This window comes from Pseudoalteromonas sp. McH1-7 (assembly GCF_013366255.1).
GTDB classification, from domain to species: domain Bacteria; phylum Pseudomonadota; class Gammaproteobacteria; order Enterobacterales; family Alteromonadaceae; genus Pseudoalteromonas; species Pseudoalteromonas peptidolytica.
Window position 1 is genome coordinate 27546 of the sequence record NZ_JABWPQ010000038.1, and the last position, 17927, is coordinate 45472.

Here is a 17927-nt window from a genome sequence, read left to right on the forward strand (position 1 = left end):
ATTGTAGCGCCTAATTCTGGTGTGGATTCGTGGCTTTTAAGGCAGCATTGCCAACGTCACTCTATCACACCCTGCCATATCTTTTATGGTAAGTATATTAATATACGCCATTTCTGCAAAAAACTGACGGATCTTACTCGCTTGCTCAAAGCCATGTTCGAGTAGTAGATAACCGCCAGCGTTTAAGTGCCTTTTGGCGCAGGTAATAATATGAAAAATATCAGCATAACCATGCATCTCAGCGACTAACGCACTGCGCGGCTCAAACCTAACGTCGCCTTGAGATAAGTGGTGATCTTCCTCATCTATATACGGTGGATTACTGACGATAAGATCAAACCGCTGCTCAGCCAAAGCGTCGAACCAGTCACTTTGTAAAATGGTCACGTTATCAAAGCCTAACTGAGTTTGATTTTCCTTAGCTAACGCGACTGCTGCCGCTGAAGCATCAACCGCGGTGACTTCCCATGAGGGGTATTCACTCGCTAAAGCTAACGCAATTGCTCCTGTGCCTGTGCCTAAGTCTAGCACTTTTGCATCATTTGGCATGGTCAGTGTGAGTACATGCTCTACTAATGTTTCTGTATCAGGTCTTGGAATAAGTGTGCTGTTGTTAACCTTAAGCGGTAAGCTCCAAAACTCTCTTTGACCGGTAATGTGTGCGACTGGTTCACCGGTGATGCGACGTTTGATGTAAGTTTCGAACAATGATTGTTGAGGCTTTGAGAGCTCCGCTTCAGGCCATGTAAAGAGGTAAGTGCGGTTTTTTTCAATGACGTGAAGTAACAGCACTTCACTGTCTAGCTTTGCTGATTCGGAGTAGTCATGCAGTTGTTTGGTTGCCCAAGCAATAGCCTGAGCAATAGTGAGCACTGACATCAATCGCCATCACTCATTGCTGCAAGTAGGTCGGCCTGATATTCAATCACAAGCGGATCAATAACCGCACCAAGCTCTCCCGACATTACTTCGTTTAGGCGATAAAGTGTTAAATTTATGCGGTGGTCAGTGATACGTCCTTGAGGATAATTATAGGTACGAATACGCTCAGAGCGGTCACCGCTACCTACTAAGTTACGGCGCTCAGACGCTTCTGCTGCGGCACGCTTTTCGTCTTCAGCTTGTTGTAAACGAGCGCTCAGTACTGACAAGGCTTTAGCTTTGTTCTTATGTTGTGAACGCTCATCCTGACACTCCACCACTACACCTGTTGGTAAGTGCGTAATACGGATGGCAGAATCCGTTTTGTTGACGTGCTGACCACCGGCACCTGAGGCACGGAAAGTATCAATTTTTAAATCTGATGGATTAATTTCTATGGCTTCGGCTTCAGGAATTTCTGCCATCACCGCCACTGTACACGCAGAAGTATGTACCCGACCTTGCGATTCGGTTTCAGGTACTCGCTGCACTCGGTGCGCACCAGACTCAAACTTAAGTTTACCATAAACGCCGTCACCACTAATGTTTGCGATCACTTCCTTATAACCACCATGCTCACCTTCGTTGGCACTGATGATTTCTACGCGCCATTTTTGTGTTTCCGCGTAGCGACTATACATACGGAATAAATCACCTGCAAAAATGGCAGCTTCATCACCTCCAGTGCCCGCACGCACTTCTAAAAACACGTTATTATTGTCTTTTGGATCTTTAGGTAACATTAGTACCTGGAGGTCATCTTCAAGTGCTGCAATAGCTGCCTTGGCTTCTTTGTACTCTTCCTGCGCCATTTCTCGCATATCTGGATCTGAGTCTTTTAGCATTTCTTCTGCAGTTGCTACGTCTTCCTGAGCCTGTTGGTAGGCTGTAAACGCTTTAACTACATCTTCTAATTCTGAGAACTCTTTAGATAAGGCGCGAAAGCGGTTCTGATCGCTAATTACCTCAGGTGAGCTTAGCATGGCTTGCACTTCTTCATAGCGCTCTACTAAGGTTTCTAACTTACGATATACAGACTCTTTCATTAACTGTTATTCCTGCTCAATTCCTAATGTTTGCTTAAGTTGCGCTAACTTGTCGATATTACCTTCTTTCGCAGCCTCTTGAATGGCGCGTGTGGGTGCATGGGTTAGTCGATTACTCAGCTTATTTGCTAATTCGATAATAATTTTTTCTGCGTCTTTGCCCGATTGTAGCTGATTTAACGCTTTTTCTACGAGCTCATTTTTTATTTCTTGTGCACTTTGGCGATATTGCCGAATGACATCTACGGAGTGCAGCGAGCGCTGCCACTCAGAAAACTCTTGGGTACGGACATCAATAATTTGCTGCGCTTCAATAGCAGCCTGCTCACGGCTTGCCAAATTTTCATTCACAATGGCCTGAAGGTCATCAACAGAGTAAAGGTAAGCAGCATCTAGCTCTGATACCTGACTTTCAATATCGCGAGGTACTGCAATATCGATAAATAACATTGGCTTGTGTCGACGCTTTTTAAGCGCCTGCTCAACCATACCCTTCCCTATAATCGGCAAAGTACTGGCCGTGGAACTAATGACAATATCGGCATCAGGTAACGCCTCAGGAAGCTGTGCCAACGAAATCACACTCCCGCCTATTTCTGTTGCTAGGTTTTGCGCACGCTCAATGGTTCTATTCGCAACAGTAATAGATTTAGGGTTATGCTGCGAGAGGTGTTTTGCTACCAGTTCAATGGTTTCACCAGCCCCTATCAGTAATACCTGTGTTCTGTCTAACTGGCCATAAATGTGCTTAGCTAAATTTACCGCGGCATAGGCGACTGAAACAGCACTGGCACCAATGTCTGTCTCTGTACGCACCTGCTTTGCCACTGAAAATGTTTTTTGAAATAGTCTCTCAAAGGTCGGATGAATAGCTTGATGTTGCTTTGCTGTACTAAACGCCTGTTTGATTTGCCCAAGGATCTGCGGTTCACCGAGTACCAAAGAGTCCAGCCCACAAGCCACACGCATTAAATGGTTTACGGCATCTTGGTTCATATGCACATAGACATTTTCCGTTAAGGCTCGTTGCTCTATGTTATGAAACTCAGATAGCCAATTGAGTAATGCTTGGGGATCAGCAGACTCAAGGCTACAATAGATTTCGGTTCGATTGCAGGTCGACACAATCACAGATTCTTTAAACTGCGAAGAATGTTGGAGTTGGTGCAATGCTTCTGTAAGCTGTTCTGGAGAAAACGCCACTTTTTCACGTAATTCTACAGACGCGGTTTTGTGATTGATACCAAGTGCGATGATGGTCATAGATGCCAGTATTGCTCGAGCCCTGCTTTAAAGTCGGCAATTTTACCAAAAATCAATCGAATATGGAAAGTAAGGAAAGGCCTTTGAGACAACTTCATTTGATTTTACTCATATTTTTATTAATTTTAACAGGCTGTGCGCAACAATTACCTCAGCAAAATGCGGCACAAGACTGGCGTTCTAAGCTAAAACAACAAAAAAATTGGCAAGCTCGAGGTAAACTTGCATTCATTGCTCCAGACAATCGTCAATCAGCCAACTTTAATTGGTATTTAAAGGAAAACAAACAAAATCTGATCTTAACTAGCTTTGTCGGCACCCGTATATTTGAACTTGCTGAGCTAGACACACACTCTGAACTGACCTTTGAAGACAATGTCCACAAAGGTATGGACAGTAGTGACTTAGTCAAACGCTTAAGTGGACTGTCGCTACCTGTAAACCAAGCTCCACAGTGGTTAACTGGACAAGTTCAAGCACCAGCCAACAAACTTGATGATCTTGGTAGAATAAGCAATACACAATGGCAAAGCCCATCAGGCCGAGTGTGGCAAATCACCTATCAACAATATAAAATGCAAGATGGCATGTGGTTACCGAGCCGTATGAAACTCTCATCGACCAACATTGAGGTCAAAGTATTAATCACTTCATGGCAGTTCAAATGAAGACACTGACACTAAGCGCTCCGGCAAAATTAAATCTTTTTCTGCATATCAACGGTCGTCGAGAAGACGGCTACCATGAGCTAGAAACTTTATTTACTTTTTTAGATTTTGGCGACGAGTTAGCCTTTACACTCACCGGCACCAATCAAAATATCATTATTACTGGCGACATTGCGGATATCCCACTTGAGCAAAACCTCATTTATAAAGCCGCTAAAACACTCGAGCCGTACAAAAAAGTTACAGCAGGAGTCGAAATCCACCTAAATAAAAAACTACCTATGGGTGGAGGGGTTGGAGGGGGCTCTTCGGATGCAGCAACCACATTGCTGGCACTAAATACACTTTGGCAATGTCAACTTACTATTTCAGAACTTGCAAAAATAGGCTTAGGTTTAGGTGCGGATGTACCTGTATTTGTCGAAGGTAAAACAGCCGTTGCACATGGTATTGGGGAGCAGCTTGAGCCAATGGATATTCCACAAAAATGGTATTTAGTGGTTGCCCCGCCGGTTCATGTCAGCACTGCATTAGTCTTCACGCATCCAGATTTGCCTCGTGCTACTCCTAAGCTTAAAAACGGTTGGAAACTCTCGGATACAGGCAATGACTGTCAAACTCTTGTCAAAAAGCTTTACCCCGAGGTTGAAAAGACCCTCACGTGGTTGCTAAAATATGCACCAACCAAAATGACTGGTACTGGAGCTTGTTGTTTCGCGGAGTTTGAAAATCGTGAGGCAGCGCTGCGTGTGCTCGAAACTCTACCATCATCTTGGCAGGGCTTTATTGCCCAAAATACAAGTGAGTCAATTTGTCATCGACAATTACGCGCTTGGCAAAACTAGAAGTAAATTGTTTAAGTTAGCTTGTTTTGACTTTTTTATTTCATGGTCATTGCATGTTAGTCCAAAAAAATTCAGTGCCTGAGGAACCCTACCGTGCCCGACATGAAGCTCTTCGCTGGTAACGCAACACCTGAGCTAGCTCAAAAAGTTGCAAAACGTTTGTTTATAGAGTTAGGTGATGCCGTTGTTGGCCGTTTTAGCGACGGTGAAATTAGCGTTCAAATCAACGAAAACGTTCGTGGTTCAGATGTATTCATCATCCAATCAACATGTGCTCCTACAAATGATAATTTAATGGAGTTAATCGTCATGGTTGATGCGCTACGTCGTGCATCTGCTGGTCGTATCACAGCCGTTATTCCTTATTTCGGTTATGCACGCCAAGACCGCCGAGTGCGCTCTGCTCGTGTTCCAATTACTGCGAAAGTGGTAGCAGATTTCCTATCAAGTGTTGGTGTTGACCGTGTCCTTACTGTTGACCTACACGCAGAACAAATCCAAGGTTTCTTCGACGTACCTGTAGACAATGTATTCGGAAGCCCTGTGCTTATCGAAGACATGAAAGAGCGTAAATTTGAAGATGTAGTCGTGGTTTCACCTGATATTGGCGGCGTTGTTCGTGCTCGTGCGATTGCAAAACTGTTAGACGACAAAGACCTTGCTATTATAGATAAGCGCCGTCCGCAAGCTAACGTTTCTCAAGTGATGCACATTATCGGTGATGTAGCTGGCCGTGACTGTATTATCGTCGATGATATGATTGATACTGGTGGCACCCTATGTAAAGCTGCAGCTGCACTTAAGGAACATGGTGCAAAACGCGTGTTTGCTTATGCGACTCACCCAGTGCTTTCAGGTAATGCTGCTGAGAATTTACGTGACTCAGTGATTGACGAAGTTATCGTAACTGACTCAATACCTCTTTCAGATGAATTAAAAGCACTCGATAACATCAAAGTACTAACACTTGCAGATATGATGGCTGAAACTATTCGTCGTATCAGCAACGAAGAGTCTATCTCTGCGATGTTTCAACACTAATTAGCAATAAAACTGATTAGTCAAAAAGCACCTCTGGTGCTTTTTTTGTTTTATAGGTTTCATTGCAGGTGCGTTAGTGGTATATTGGCGCGCCTTTTTTAGGCAGGGAGCTTGGTCGCGAGCTCTCTGACATATTAACTTAAATTATTTTGGAGACATCCATGTCTGTATACAAATTAGACGCTGAAGTACGTTCTGACCTAGGTACTGGTGCGAGCCGCCGCCTACGTCGCGCTGACAAAGTTCCTGCAATCCTATACGGTGCTGGTAAAGATGCAGTTTCACTAACTCTTGACCACAACAAAGTATTAAAAGCGCAAGAAGACGAAGGTTTCTACACTCACATCCTTACGCTAAACATCGGCGGTGAGTCTGTTGAAGCAATTCTTAAAGATATCCAACGTCACCCGTACAAGCCTAAGATCACTCACTTAGACTTCCAACGCGTTGATGCTTCACAGAAGCTACACACTAAGATCCCTGTTCACTTCATCAATGAAGAAAAAGCAGCGAAAGGCGGTAACACTATCGTTCACCAACTAACTGAAATCGAAATCACTTGCCTACCAGCAAGACTTCCTGAGTTCATCGAAGTTGACGTAGCGAATGTAGCTGCTGGTGAAACTCTACACCTATCTGATATCACACTTCCAGCAGGTGTTGTGTCAGTTGAGCTTGCTAAAGGTGCAGATCACGACCAAGCAGTAGTTTCAGTAAACGCTCCTAAAGCAGCTCCTGCTGAAGAGTCTGCTGAAGACGCAGCTGAGTAATTATTCAGGTGTTAGCACCTTGAATAATATTCAAATGCTTGTGGGCCTGGCAAATCCAGGCCCCGAATACGCAAACACCCGTCATAATGCTGGCGCATGGTTTATTGAAGAACTAGCCAGACGATACAACTGCCTCCTTAAACCAGACTCTAAGCACCATGGCCTTACTGGCAAAGTGCTCATCAACAATCAAGAGTTTAAATTACTGATCCCTACTACTTATATGAATTTGAGTGGTAAAGCAGTCTCGAGTCTTGCCAATTTTTATAAAATCCCCGTTGAGAGTATTCTCGTTGCTCATGATGAAATGGATATTGAACCCGGTATTGCCAAACTTAAAAAAGGTGGCGGCCATGGTGGTCATAATGGTCTAAAAGACATCATAGCAAAAATGGCAAACAACAAAGAGTTTATGCGACTACGTGTTGGAATTGGCCATCCAGGACACAGAGACAAGGTAACTGGTTGGGTCTTAGGCAAAGCCCCACAAGCGGATCAAGAAAAAATTGAGGCCGCTGTTGATGAAGCAGTCAGATGTATGGAAATACTCGCAAAAGACGGTGTGTTAAAGGCGCAAAATAGACTACATTCATTTAAACCGTAACAGTTCACTGCTGCGACTTAATTGAGTCATACCTAAGCTTCTCGGTTCGCGAATGTGGATTGAGATAATACGGTAGAAATTTAGGAATAAACACTATGGGTTTTAAATGTGGCATTGTTGGTTTACCGAACGTAGGTAAATCTACTTTATTTAATGCGTTGACTAAAGCGGGCATTGAGGCCGCAAACTTTCCTTTTTGTACTATCGAACCGAATACCGGCGTAGTACCTGTACCAGATTCTCGTCTTGATCAGCTAGCTGAAATCGTCAACCCTCAGCGTACTATCCCAACCTCTATGGAGTTTGTGGATATTGCAGGTTTGGTTAAAGGTGCATCCAAAGGTGAAGGTTTAGGTAACCAATTTTTAGCAAACATTCGTGAAACCGATGCTATCGGTCACGTTGTACGCTGTTTCGAAAACGAAAATATCGTACATGTAGCAGGTCAAATTGATCCAGCTGAAGATATTGACGTTATCAATACTGAGTTGGTGCTTGCGGACATGGATGCGGCTGACCGCGCTGTATTGCGTAACGCTAAGAAAGCCAAAGGTGGCGACAAAGACGCAAAGTTTGAGCTTGTGGTACTTGAAAAAGTAAAAGCACACTTGGATGAGGGCCTAACACTTCGTTCGTTAGAGTTAACTAAGGAAGAAGCGGCAGCAATCAGCTACTTAAACTTCTTGACTATCAAGCCAACCATGTATATTGCAAACGTTAATGAAGATGGTTTTGAAAACAACCCTTTCCTTGACAAAGTACGTGAAATAGCAGCTGCTGAAGATGCCGTTGTCATTCCTGTGTGTGCTGCGATTGAAGCTGAATTGTCTGAGCTTGACGAAGAAGACAAGAAAGAGTTTATGGACGACTTAGGCCTTGACGAGCCAGGTCTTAACCGCGTTATCCGTGGTGGTTATGAACTATTGAAGCTGCAAACTTACTTTACAGCAGGTGTTAAAGAAGTGCGTGCATGGACTATCCCCGTTGGTGCAACAGCACCACAAGCCGCAGGTAAGATCCATACAGACTTTGAACGTGGCTTCATCCGTGCACAAACTATCGGTTTTGATGACTACATCGAATTCCGTGGTGAGTCTGGTGCAAAAGATGCAGGTAAAATGCGTCAAGAAGGTAAAGAATACATCGTTAAAGATGGCGATGTGATGAACTTCTTATTTAACGTGTAAACGTTTTAGCGATACGACATACCATAAAAAGGAGCTTCGGCTCCTTTTTTGTTTCCTAAACCCGAAAAAATTAATGTGAGATCAGACTATCTCGCTAAATAACTACTGCTTTGGGTAATTGATGTCTTTCTCGCAACCTGTTTTACACAATACCCTAGCTTAAAATTCAATCGGCATTGTTAAAGATTTGCAATCCCCCCTTAGGATTTGATATAAAAACAGGCCGTTTCGCTTAATTTATCTGCAAACAAACTGTGATAACTGATTTTTTGCAAAAAAGGTGTTGACGGCTTGGGGGCATATACGCATAATACGCCCCGCATCAGCGATGATGAGAAGTTAAAAAGATGGCTATGTAGCTCAGCTGGTTAGAGCACATCACTCATAATGATGGGGTCCCCTGTTCAAATCAGGGCATAGCCACCATATTTTAACTACTACCAAAACTCATCTAGCTAGAAAAAAGATGTGCAAAAGTTTCGGAATTGGCAGTTGTCTATATATAGACGCTGGATTTAGGTTCCAATAGCTAATGCAAAAAGATGTGCGGAAGTGGCGGAATTGGTAGACGCGCTGGATTTAGGTTCCAGTATCTTCGGATGTGAGAGTTCAAGTCTCTCTTTCCGCACCATGTTCTTTTAAATCAGAACTAAAAGAGATTTTATTTCGTTGGAGTATCGCCAAGCGGTAAGGCAGAGAAGAGAGAGGTTTTGATCCCTCACTCATCCCCCCCAGATTCAAATCCTGGGTTCAACAATTTAAGTTAGATTTGAGTTTTCGTTGGAGTATCGCCAAGCGGTAAGGCAGCGGGTTTTGATCCCGCCATTCCCAGGTTCAAATCCTGGTACTCCAGCCAACAATGCGGAAGTGGCGGAATTGGTAGACGCGCTGGATTTAGGTTCCAGTACCTTCGGGTGTGAGAGTTCAAGTCTCTCTTTCCGCACCATGTTCTCGATTAGAACTAAAATAATCAAGTTTTCGTTGGAGTATCGCCAAGCGGTAAGGCAGCGGGTTTTGATCCCGCCATTCCCAGGTTCAAATCCTGGTACTCCAGCCAATGGCTATGTAGCTCAGCTGGTTAGAGCACATCACTCATAATGATGGGGTCCCCTGTTCAAATCAGGGCATAGCCACCATTCTTTAAATGCAGAAGTAGCGGAATTAGCAGTTGTCTAGATGTAGACTCTTGATTTAGGTTCCAATAACCAATGCAAAAAGATTTGCGGAAGTGGCGGAATTGGTAGACGCGCTGGATTTAGGTTCCAGTATCTTCGGATGTGAGAGTTCAAGTCTCTCTTTCCGCACCATGTTCTTTTAAGTCAGAACTAAAAAAGATTTTATTTCGTTGGAGTATCGCCAAGCGGTAAGGCAGCGGGTTTTGATCCCGCCATTCCCAGGTTCAAATCCTGGTACTCCAGCCAACATTCTGAAGTTGAGAAATTGGCAGATGTCTTGAAATAGACGCTGGATTTACGTTTCAAATACTCCAGATAATACAATGCGAAAGTTACGGAATTGGCAGTTGTCTTGATATAGACGCTGGATTTAGGTTCTAATAACTAATGCTAAAAGATTTGCGGAAGTGGCGGAATTGGTAGACGCGCTGGATTTAGGTTCCAGTATCTTCGGATGTGAGAGTTCAAGTCTCTCTTTCCGCACCATATTCTTTCAAGTAGAATTAAAAACACTTGAACTTACCTCTATTGCTGGAGTATCGCCAAGCGGTAAGGCAGCGGGTTTTGATCCCGCCATTCCCAGGTTCAAATCCTGGTACTCCAGCCATCTCTTTGAGATGCAGCTAAGAAAAATGTAATGTGCGGAAGTGGCGGAATTGGTAGACGCGCTGGATTTAGGTTCCAGTATCTTCGGATGTGAGAGTTCAAGTCTCTCTTTCCGCACCATTTATATCATCTTTTATACCCTTCATAATATATCCAATCAATACTGCATCGATAATGTCGAATATTCTGCTATTGCTAACCTAAGAACTATTGTTACTGCTGAGCAATATGAAACTATCATCGCGATAAACTCGTTTTAACCTGAGGTTTCGATAAGGGATGTTCCAACTCATTGTTACTAAAGCACAACTTAGTTGTTTCCTTGTCTAGCCAGAGGGTTTGACAAAGATGTAGAATTTAAAGGCAAAGCGAAAGATTGTGCGACCGCTCTTATCCCTGTTTGCCCTTTTCTTAGGATGTTTACAAACAAATTAAAAGCCCACGCCCCCCATGGCGTGCTTAAGTACTTCTTTTTTTAGCGGCCCTGCTTTATTCGCTACATTCAACGCGAGGTTTCGTAGATGCTTTAGTGGTGTGACTTGATTTGAAAATCCAAAATAACACGCATCCATCATACTCATCATCAAGAGATTGTCTTTTCTACGCTTAGATTCGTAATGATTAAGTGCACTGCTGTCACCTATATCTTCACTAGGATCCAACGCTTGGGCAAGCGCTACAACGTCTTTGAAGCCAAGGTTTACGCCCTGCCCCGCTAATGGGTTAATAGTGTGCGCCGCATCGCCAACTAACACTATTCGCTCGGCAACATAAGCATTGGCGTGCTGTCTGGCAAGTGGAAACACAGCGACATCTTCAATCTCAAAATCACCCGGTAATTCAAAAAATGCGGACTGTACTTCTTGTTTTAACGCTTGCTTGTCTAATTGCTTCAACATCTTGAGTTTATTGCCATTGTCATACCAAATTAAATTGGCATAGGGGTACTGCATGGGCAGAAATGCAATAGGCCCAGATGGCTTAAATTGCTGCCATGTTTTTTCTTGCTGTGGCGCATCTAATTTAATGAGCAACCCCATGCAATGTTGATCATATTGCCACCCAGTAACGCCAATGCCACTCAATTGACGTACGACCGAGCGACCACCATCTGCTGCGATCAATAAATCAGCAGTATAGTTTTGTTGTGAATAATGGATTGTAATTGAATCATTGTCTCGGGTTATGTGAGTAGGGAGTCCCTCTGGCGACACTACTTTAATATTAAATTCGTCAAACTGCTGCCAAAGTGCAGCCTGGATCAAGTTATTTTCAATTAAATGCCCTAAATGTGACGCATTTAATTCTTCACAATCAAAGAGTAATTGCCCAGGCTTATCCTCGTAGGCTTCTAACTGCTTGTAAACGGCTGCTCTGGTATTTCTTAGTAGCGGCATAGCGCCAAGTTCATCTAATAAATGCTCCGAAAAACGGTTGATTGCCGACACCCGAATATCGACCTTATCACTTGCCAACACTACGTCAGGTGATATCGGTGCATGTTCAATCAGGGTAACGTCAACACCTTGCTTAGCTAACTTCACCGCACAAGCAGCACCTACCATGCCGCCTCCCACTATCAGAGCCTTGTTTTTCATGCCATATTCCCGTTATTAGAGTCTTTGCGCATTGTAACGCATATAAAAACAGATGTTTGCTTAAAACGCACTGTATTGATCCACATTTTGAAAGTTAAAATCTATACTTGGCTTGACAAGATAGGTCATATAAAATACGCGTCCTTTAGGCATAATGATATCACTTTCAGTATCGTCTGCCCGAGAAAGCGTAGTGCTAAACACCGAGTTGTAAACGAGGCAATATTTAAATGAGTAAAAAACTGCATATTAAAACCTGGGGTTGTCAAATGAATGAGTACGACTCCCAGAAAATGGCGGATCTTTTGGATTCAACAAATGGCTATCAGCTCACAGAAGAAGCTGAACAAGCTGATGTGATCCTACTCAATACTTGTTCGATTCGTGAGAAGGCGCAGGAAAAAGTATTTCACCAACTTGGTCGTTGGAAACTATTAAAAGACACAAATCCAGATCTCGTTATCGGCGTAGGTGGCTGTGTCGCATCGCAAGAAGGTGACACAATTCGACAACGTGCTCCATTTGTTGATATCGTGTTTGGTCCTCAAACCTTACACCGCTTGCCGGAAATGATTAAGCAGGTGCAGAGTAAAGAAGGCTCTGTTGTCGACATTTCGTTCCCTGAAATTGAAAAGTTTGACCGTTTACCTGAGCCAAAAGCTGAAGGTCCATCGGCATTTGTGTCGATAATGGAAGGGTGTTCTAAGTACTGTACGTTCTGCGTTGTACCCTATACCCGCGGTGAAGAGGTTAGCCGTCCGTTAGACGATGTTATTTTAGAAGTTGCTCAGCTTGCAGAACAAGGCGTGCGAGAGGTAAACCTATTAGGCCAAAACGTAAATGCGTATCGTGGTGAAATGCACGATGGTGAAATCTGCTATTTCTCTGACTTGCTACGCTATGTTGCTGCAATTGACGGTATCGATCGTATTCGTTATACCACTTCTCACCCAGTAGAATTTACGCCGGATATTATTGAAGCGTACGCTGATGTGCCTGAACTTGTTGACCATTTACACTTGCCAGTACAAAGCGGCTCAGACCGTATTTTGAACCTGATGAAGCGTGGTCACACCGCACTTGAATACAAATCAACCATTCGTAAGCTACGTAAAATCCGTCCAAATTTAAGCATGTCCTCAGATTTCATTATTGGTTTCCCGGGTGAATCAAACGCAGACTTCGAAGCAACGATGAACCTTATCAATGATATTGGTTTTGATATGAGCTTTAGTTTCATCTACTCGGCACGCCCAGGTACACCTGCCGCGGATTTACCAGATGACGTTGCTGAGTCTGAAAAGAAAGAGCGCCTGTATATTCTACAAAATCGTATCAACCAAATGGCGCAAGATATTAGCCGCAAAATGCACGATACCGAGCAACGTATCTTGGTTGAAGGTCCATCGAAGAAGAACCCTATGGAGCTTCGTGGTAGAACCGAAAATAACCGCGTTGTAAACTTCGAAGGCCCGCATTCTGTGATCGGCCAATTCGTCGATGTACGTATTACTGAGGCGTTACCAAACTCGTTACGTGGTGAGCTTATCCGAACTGAAGCTGAAATGGATTTACGTCGTGACGTAAAACCTGCGGATATCTTAAACAAAGCGCCACAAGAGCCTGAAATTAATGAATTAGGTGTTGGTACTTTTACCCCCTAGCATTTTTAAATTGCGCGCTAGCTTCGGCTAGCGCCATTTTTATAGGAAGACATTTTGAGTAATCAGATTAAGAATATAGAAATTTACTTAGAACCCGCAGATAACCACCGCCTTTCCTCTCTTTGTGGTCCGTTCGACGAAAATTTAAAACAAATAGAGCGTCGCCTTGGAGTTGAAATCGCCCACCGTGACAATTGGTTTAAAGTGACCGGGCAAGCAGTAACAGCAAAAGCTGCTGTGGATATTCTAAAGTCTCTATATGTTGATACTCAGCCTGTGAAAGGAAAAATGACAGAAATCGAGCCAGATCAGGTTCATCTGGCAATCACAGAAGCGAATGTACTGGAACAAGACGCTCCAACCGTGTGGGATAAAGAAGTCTATATTAAGACTCGTCGCGGTGTAGTTAAGCCCCGTAATCCAAATCAAAGCCAGTACGTCGCTAATATCTTAACACACGATATAACCTTCGGTGTCGGCCCTGCCGGTACGGGTAAAACCTACCTTGCGGTTGCAGCAGCGGTTGATGCGTTAGAGCGACAAGAGATCCGTCGTATTCTACTTACTCGCCCTGCGGTTGAAGCAGGTGAAAAGTTAGGCTTCTTACCAGGTGATTTAACACAAAAAATCGACCCTTACCTTCGTCCACTCTATGACGCACTATTCGAGATGCTTGGCTTTGAAAAAGTGGAGCGTTTAATTGAAAAAAACGTCATCGAAGTTGCACCTTTGGCATATATGCGTGGTCGAACACTTAATGATGCTTTTATTATCTTAGATGAGAGTCAAAATACCACCTCAGAGCAAATGAAAATGTTTCTAACTCGGATTGGATTCAATTCAAAGGCGGTAATAACCGGCGATATCACGCAGATAGATTTACCTCGCGGCGCGCGCTCTGGTCTTCGTCATGCCATTGAAGTACTCAATGACGTAGAGGAGATTTCATTTAATTTCTTCAAATCTCACGATGTAGTTAGACACCCAGTGGTAGCTCGCATCGTAGAAGCATATGAGAAGAAAGAAGAGCAAGAACGTTTTGCTAAAGCTGAAAAGCAACAAGCAAAACAGCAATCTTCTGAGGAATAAACCATGGACTTAATGCTAGATTTGCAAGTGGCTTGTGAGTTTGACAACTTGCCATCCGAAGCACAATTCCAAGTATGGGCTGAACACGCATTAACGCAATTTCGCGAAGAAGCAGAATTAACGATTCGCATCGCTGACGAGCAGGAAAGCCAAGAACTAAATAGCCAGTACAGGGGCAAAGATAAGCCAACTAATGTATTATCTTTTCCATTTGATGCACCACCTGGGATCGAGTTACCACTTATTGGTGATTTAATTATCTGTCCCCAAGTGGTATACCAAGAATCCGTAGAGCAAGAAAAAACCTTTCATGACCATTTCGCCCATATGGTTATCCATGGTTGCTTGCATTTACTTGGATTTGACCATATAAATGAACAAGACGCGGTAGAAATGGAAACAATAGAGAAGCAGATTCTCGCTTCTTTGCATATCGCAGATCCATACAGAGACGATTGTTAAAATAACGGAGCAGACACAACTAATGAGCGACGATAACTCGCAAAGTAGTCAGGGTTCTTCTGGCAAGACCTGGCTGGGACGCATCACGCAGATGCTGCAAGGGGAACCCCAAAATAAAGAAGAACTGGCTGAGGTCATTGCTGATGCGCAAGAGCGCCAGCTGATTGATCCAGAAACCAAGGACATGATGGAAGGTGTACTCAGTGTATCAGAGCTGAAAGTGCGCGATATCATGATCCCGCGTTCACAAATGATTACACTAGATGTGGATGAGCCGCTCGGTGCTCAACTGCCTATGATGGTAGAATCTTCACATTCACGTTTCCCGGTGATCTGTGAGGATAAAGACCACGTGGAGGGCATCTTACTTGCCAAAGATCTCTTACCTTTGATTTTGCGTGAACAGAGCGATTTGCCAAGTCTCCGTGATTATCTGCGTCCAGCCGTAGTCGTGCCTGAAAGTAAACGTGTTGATACGTTACTCAACGAATTTCGTCAAAAGCGCTACCATATGGCTATCGTGATTGATGAATACGGCGGTGTATCTGGGCTGGTTACCATTGAAGATATTCTTGAGACCATTGTTGGTGAAATAGAAGATGAGCATGATGACGACGAAGAACAACAGGATATTCGTCAGCTATCCAAACATGTTTATACCGTACAAGCTCTTACACCTTTGGATGAATTTAACGAGTTCTTCAAAACCAGCTACGATACCCAAGAAGCAGATACCATTGGTGGTATCATTCTTCATGCGTTTGGCCACATGCCAAGCCGCGGTGAAACCATAGACATAGATCCCCTTCAGTTTAAGGTTACTAACTCCGACAACCGGAGGATCTTACAAATTCAAGTAAGTGTCCCTAAATCTGAACATGTTGAAGACTCTAGTATCTGACCTGAGTAACCTCGCAAAAGATAAGTTCGCATGGCTAGCACTCTTTTCTGGCTGTGCACTTACTTTTGCTTACTCCCCTTTTGGTGTTTGGCCCGTTGTCTTTGCGAGCTTGCTTATCGCTGTTTGGCTTACCGATAAGCCTGATCCAAAACTTGCGGCTAAATATGGCTTTCTATTTGGTTTTGGCTGGTTTGCCCTTGGTATCAGCTGGGTACATGTCTCTATTGCCGAATTTGGAGGTCTTCCTTTAGCGATCTCTGTACTGTTAATGGCGCTACTTTGTGCTTACTTGGCGCTCTACCCAACATTAGCATTTATTTTTGCCAGCTACTTTACTCACACACCATGGCAACGGGTGCTCGCCCTTATTGCTGGCTTTGCGATTACTGAATGGTTACGTGCTCACCTATTAACGGGCTTTCCGTGGCTTAGATTTGGCTACACCTTAACAGACTCACCACTGAATACTTTAGCTCCTTGGGTTGGTGAGTTTGGCCTGACATTATTAATTATTCTAGTGGTAACTAGCCTGTATTACTTACTTAAACAACGCGCTATATATCTAGCTATTGTAAGTTTTTTGGGTATTTCAGCGCTTTACAGTGTTCCTTTAATTCAGGGCACATTAAAATATTCAGGAGACGAGGTCACCACTTTGCTTGTGCAAGGTAATATCAAACAAAGCCTACGTTGGGAGCCTGAGCAGTTTTGGCCAACCATGTCTAAATACCGAGATATGACTAGGCCAAATTGGCAAGGCGTTGACCTAGTTGTGTGGCCGGAAGCTGCTATTCCTGAATTTGAAGATATAGCCTATCCATTTTTAGAAAATCTAGACAAAGCCGCAGCCTTCAACGGCACAGCCTTGATTACTGGTATTCCCGATTATCAATTTGATACTAGAACTGCGTACAATACGCTGATAACGCTTGGTAAAAAAGAAAAAGAAGATAGCGAAGGGCAATATCACTATCTGCACAAAAACCGCTATCAAAAGCATCAGCTGCTACCTATTGGTGAGTTTGTACCATTTGAAGACCTACTACGTCCTATCGCACCTCTGTTTAACTTAGCGATGTCGTCGTTTACTCGAGGTGAAGCGGTACAGCCTAATTTACTTGCAAATGGCTTACATGTACTACCCGCAATTTGCTACGAAATTGCGTTTAGCGAGTTGGTAAGGGGCAACTTTACAGCGGAGTCAGATATCCTTTTTACTGTGAGTAATGATGCTTGGTTTGGTGACTCCCATGGTCCACATCAGCATATGCAGATCGCTCGCATGCGTGCCTTAGAACTGCAGCGTCCATTAGTCCGGGTAACGAACAATGGTATAACTGGTGTGTACGATCCACTTAGTAAAGTTCAGCATGTCATTCCACAATTCGAAGCGAATACACTGAAAACTGATGTGAAGCTAATTAATGGAGTGAGCTGGTATGCAGAGCATGGTAATCGCCCTATCTGGTTTATCATCGCTTTTATTGTACTAATATTGACCACTGCAAAGGTCAAACCTATTGTGCTTAAACGGTTTGAACGCAACTTTTTATAGTTGCGGTGTTGCGCCTGTCGCGATGTAAAATCGCTCCTACATATTATGTATAACCTCTGGCGGGAAGCTGCTTTATGCGACGAGCTTTTGTGCTATATCGCGATGTAAAATCGCTCCCACATGCAGTGTATAAACTCAGGTCGGCGCCACTTTATGTGGTGAGATTTTGTGCTATATCGCGATATAAAATCGCTCCTACATGCAGTATGTAACTCAGGTCGGCGCCACTTTATGTGGTGAGATTTTATTAAATCGCGATATAAAACCGCTTACATGCAGTGTATAAACTCTGGTAGGAGCCACTTTATGTGGTGAGATTTTATTAAATCGCGGTATAAAACCGCTCCTACATATTATGTATAACCTCTAGCGGGAAGCTGCTTTATGTGGCAAGACTTTACTAAATATCGCGATGTAAAATCGCTCCCACATGCAGTGTATAAACTCAGGTTGGCGCCACTTTATGTGGTGAGATTTTATTAAATCGCGGTATAAAACCGCTCCTACATATTATGTATAACCTCTAGCGGGA

15 protein-coding genes and 11 tRNA genes are annotated in these 17927 nt (G+C 43.6%); 22 read left to right on the top strand and 4 right to left on the bottom strand.

Going from position 1 to position 17927, the window contains the following annotated elements; genetic code table 11:
* Positions 1-36: 36 nt before the first annotated feature.
* Genes prmC through hemA form a run of 3 tightly spaced genes read right to left on the bottom strand, consistent with a single transcriptional unit; the run spans position 37 to position 3230 of the window.
* A complete protein-coding gene (prmC, locus tag HUZ36_RS20645) occupies positions 37-879 on the bottom strand; it encodes a peptide chain release factor N(5)-glutamine methyltransferase (RefSeq protein WP_176033867.1) in 843 nt (280 codons plus the stop codon).
* On the bottom strand, positions 879-1967 hold the full coding sequence (prfA, locus tag HUZ36_RS20650) for a peptide chain release factor 1 (RefSeq protein ID WP_125250445.1): 1089 nt from the start codon (positions 1965-1967) through the stop codon (positions 879-881). Before prfA ends, prmC begins: the two co-directional genes overlap by 1 nt.
* 6 nt (positions 1968-1973) lie before the next feature.
* Complete coding sequence (hemA, locus tag HUZ36_RS20655) at positions 1974-3230, bottom strand: glutamyl-tRNA reductase (protein ID WP_128731920.1); 1257 nt, start codon at positions 3228-3230, stop codon at positions 1974-1976.
* A gap of 83 nt (positions 3231-3313) precedes the next feature.
* On the opposite strand from hemA, the gene lolB reads away from it, so the two are divergent.
* The 17 genes from lolB (at position 3314) to HUZ36_RS20740 (ending at position 10246) form a co-directional block, all read left to right on the top strand.
* Positions 3314-3898, top strand: a complete 585-nt coding sequence (lolB, locus tag HUZ36_RS20660) for a lipoprotein insertase outer membrane protein LolB (RefSeq protein ID WP_176033868.1) — start codon at positions 3314-3316, stop codon at positions 3896-3898.
* Positions 3895-4743 (top strand): 4-(cytidine 5'-diphospho)-2-C-methyl-D-erythritol kinase, encoded by an 849-nt coding sequence (ispE, locus tag HUZ36_RS20665; RefSeq protein ID WP_176033869.1) that lies wholly within the window; start codon positions 3895-3897, stop codon positions 4741-4743. The genes lolB and ispE overlap by 4 nt, the downstream gene beginning before the upstream one ends.
* 93 nt (positions 4744-4836) lie before the next feature.
* On the top strand, positions 4837-5784 hold the full coding sequence (locus HUZ36_RS20670) for a ribose-phosphate pyrophosphokinase (RefSeq protein ID WP_176033870.1): 948 nt from the start codon (positions 4837-4839) through the stop codon (positions 5782-5784).
* Positions 5785-5945: 161 nt separating this feature from the next.
* Positions 5946-6554 (top strand): 50S ribosomal protein L25/general stress protein Ctc, encoded by a 609-nt coding sequence (locus tag HUZ36_RS20675; RefSeq protein ID WP_125250449.1) that lies wholly within the window; start codon positions 5946-5948, stop codon positions 6552-6554.
* 19 nt (positions 6555-6573) lie between these two features.
* A complete protein-coding gene (gene pth / locus HUZ36_RS20680; RefSeq protein WP_125250450.1) occupies positions 6574-7158 on the top strand; it encodes an aminoacyl-tRNA hydrolase in 585 nt (194 codons plus the stop codon).
* Between the two features lie 95 nt (positions 7159-7253).
* Entirely contained in the window at positions 7254-8345 is a 1092-nt protein-coding gene (gene ychF / locus HUZ36_RS20685) for a redox-regulated ATPase YchF (protein ID WP_125250451.1), read from the top strand.
* 349 nt (positions 8346-8694) lie between these two features.
* Positions 8695-8771: transfer RNA gene (locus tag HUZ36_RS20690), tRNA-Met, on the top strand.
* Positions 8772-8891: 120 nt separating this feature from the next.
* A tRNA-Leu gene (locus tag HUZ36_RS20695) sits at positions 8892-8976 on the top strand.
* 150 nt (positions 8977-9126) lie between these two features.
* Positions 9127-9201 (top strand) — tRNA-Gln (locus tag HUZ36_RS20700).
* Positions 9202-9206: 5 nt separating this feature from the next.
* A tRNA-Leu gene (locus tag HUZ36_RS20705) sits at positions 9207-9291 on the top strand.
* A gap of 36 nt (positions 9292-9327) precedes the next feature.
* Positions 9328-9402 (top strand) — tRNA-Gln (locus HUZ36_RS20710).
* A 2-nt stretch (positions 9403-9404) separates the two neighbouring features.
* Positions 9405-9481: transfer RNA gene (locus HUZ36_RS20715), tRNA-Met, on the top strand.
* Between the two features lie 86 nt (positions 9482-9567).
* A tRNA-Leu gene (locus HUZ36_RS20720) sits at positions 9568-9652 on the top strand.
* A gap of 39 nt (positions 9653-9691) precedes the next feature.
* Positions 9692-9766, top strand: a tRNA-Gln gene (locus HUZ36_RS20725).
* 155 nt (positions 9767-9921) lie between these two features.
* A tRNA-Leu gene (locus HUZ36_RS20730) sits at positions 9922-10006 on the top strand.
* Between the two features lie 46 nt (positions 10007-10052).
* Positions 10053-10127: transfer RNA gene (locus tag HUZ36_RS20735), tRNA-Gln, on the top strand.
* A 34-nt stretch (positions 10128-10161) separates the two neighbouring features.
* Positions 10162-10246: transfer RNA gene (locus HUZ36_RS20740), tRNA-Leu, on the top strand.
* A gap of 311 nt (positions 10247-10557) precedes the next feature.
* On the opposite strand, the gene HUZ36_RS20745 is transcribed toward HUZ36_RS20740, so the two are convergent.
* The gene (locus tag HUZ36_RS20745) at positions 10558-11724 is read right to left on the bottom strand and encodes an FAD-dependent oxidoreductase (RefSeq protein ID WP_176033871.1); all 1167 of its coding nucleotides are present in this window, start codon (positions 11722-11724) and stop codon (positions 10558-10560) included.
* A gap of 230 nt (positions 11725-11954) precedes the next feature.
* On the opposite strand from HUZ36_RS20745, the gene miaB reads away from it, so the two are divergent.
* The 5 genes from miaB to lnt are packed head-to-tail and all read left to right on the top strand — an operon-like array spanning position 11955 to position 17395.
* Positions 11955-13388, top strand: coding sequence for a tRNA (N6-isopentenyl adenosine(37)-C2)-methylthiotransferase MiaB (gene miaB, locus HUZ36_RS20750; protein WP_125250453.1), 1434 nt, complete (start codon positions 11955-11957; stop codon positions 13386-13388).
* A 54-nt stretch (positions 13389-13442) separates the two neighbouring features.
* Entirely contained in the window at positions 13443-14477 is a 1035-nt protein-coding gene (locus HUZ36_RS20755; protein WP_125250454.1) for a PhoH family protein, read from the top strand.
* A gap of 3 nt (positions 14478-14480) precedes the next feature.
* A complete protein-coding gene (ybeY, locus tag HUZ36_RS20760; RefSeq protein ID WP_176033872.1) occupies positions 14481-14939 on the top strand; it encodes an rRNA maturation RNase YbeY in 459 nt (152 codons plus the stop codon).
* 22 nt (positions 14940-14961) lie between these two features.
* Positions 14962-15840 carry a CNNM family magnesium/cobalt transport protein CorC gene (corC, locus tag HUZ36_RS20765; protein ID WP_176033873.1) on the top strand — a complete coding sequence of 293 codons (879 nt, stop codon included), beginning with the start codon at positions 14962-14964 and terminating at the stop codon, positions 15838-15840.
* Positions 15818-17395 carry an apolipoprotein N-acyltransferase gene (lnt, locus tag HUZ36_RS20770; RefSeq protein ID WP_176033874.1) on the top strand — a complete coding sequence of 526 codons (1578 nt, stop codon included), beginning with the start codon at positions 15818-15820 and terminating at the stop codon, positions 17393-17395. Before corC ends, lnt begins: the two co-directional genes overlap by 23 nt.
* Positions 17396-17927: the final 532 nt, after the last annotated feature.

Bases quoted from the DNA above. Each gene is read 5' to 3' on its own strand.
- prmC (WP_176033867.1), bottom strand. From the start codon at position 879: ATGTCAGTGCTCACTATTGCTCAGGCTATTGCTTGGGCAACCAAACAA.
- HUZ36_RS20675 (WP_125250449.1), top strand. From the start codon at position 5,946: ATGTCTGTATACAAATTAGACGCTGAAGTACGTTCTGACCTAGGTACT.
- ybeY (WP_176033872.1), top strand. From the start codon at position 14,481: ATGGACTTAATGCTAGATTTGCAAGTGGCTTGTGAGTTTGACAACTTG.
- ychF (WP_125250451.1), top strand. From the start codon at position 7,254: ATGGGTTTTAAATGTGGCATTGTTGGTTTACCGAACGTAGGTAAATCT.
- ispE (WP_176033869.1), top strand. From the start codon at position 3,895: ATGAAGACACTGACACTAAGCGCTCCGGCAAAATTAAATCTTTTTCTG.
- HUZ36_RS20745 (WP_176033871.1), bottom strand. From the start codon at position 11,724: ATGAAAAACAAGGCTCTGATAGTGGGAGGCGGCATGGTAGGTGCTGCT.
- corC (WP_176033873.1), top strand. From the start codon at position 14,962: ATGAGCGACGATAACTCGCAAAGTAGTCAGGGTTCTTCTGGCAAGACC.
- lnt (WP_176033874.1), top strand. From the start codon at position 15,818: ATGTTGAAGACTCTAGTATCTGACCTGAGTAACCTCGCAAAAGATAAG.
- hemA (WP_128731920.1), bottom strand. From the start codon at position 3,230: ATGACCATCATCGCACTTGGTATCAATCACAAAACCGCGTCTGTAGAA.
- prfA (WP_125250445.1), bottom strand. From the start codon at position 1,967: ATGAAAGAGTCTGTATATCGTAAGTTAGAAACCTTAGTAGAGCGCTAT.
- miaB (WP_125250453.1), top strand. From the start codon at position 11,955: ATGAGTAAAAAACTGCATATTAAAACCTGGGGTTGTCAAATGAATGAG.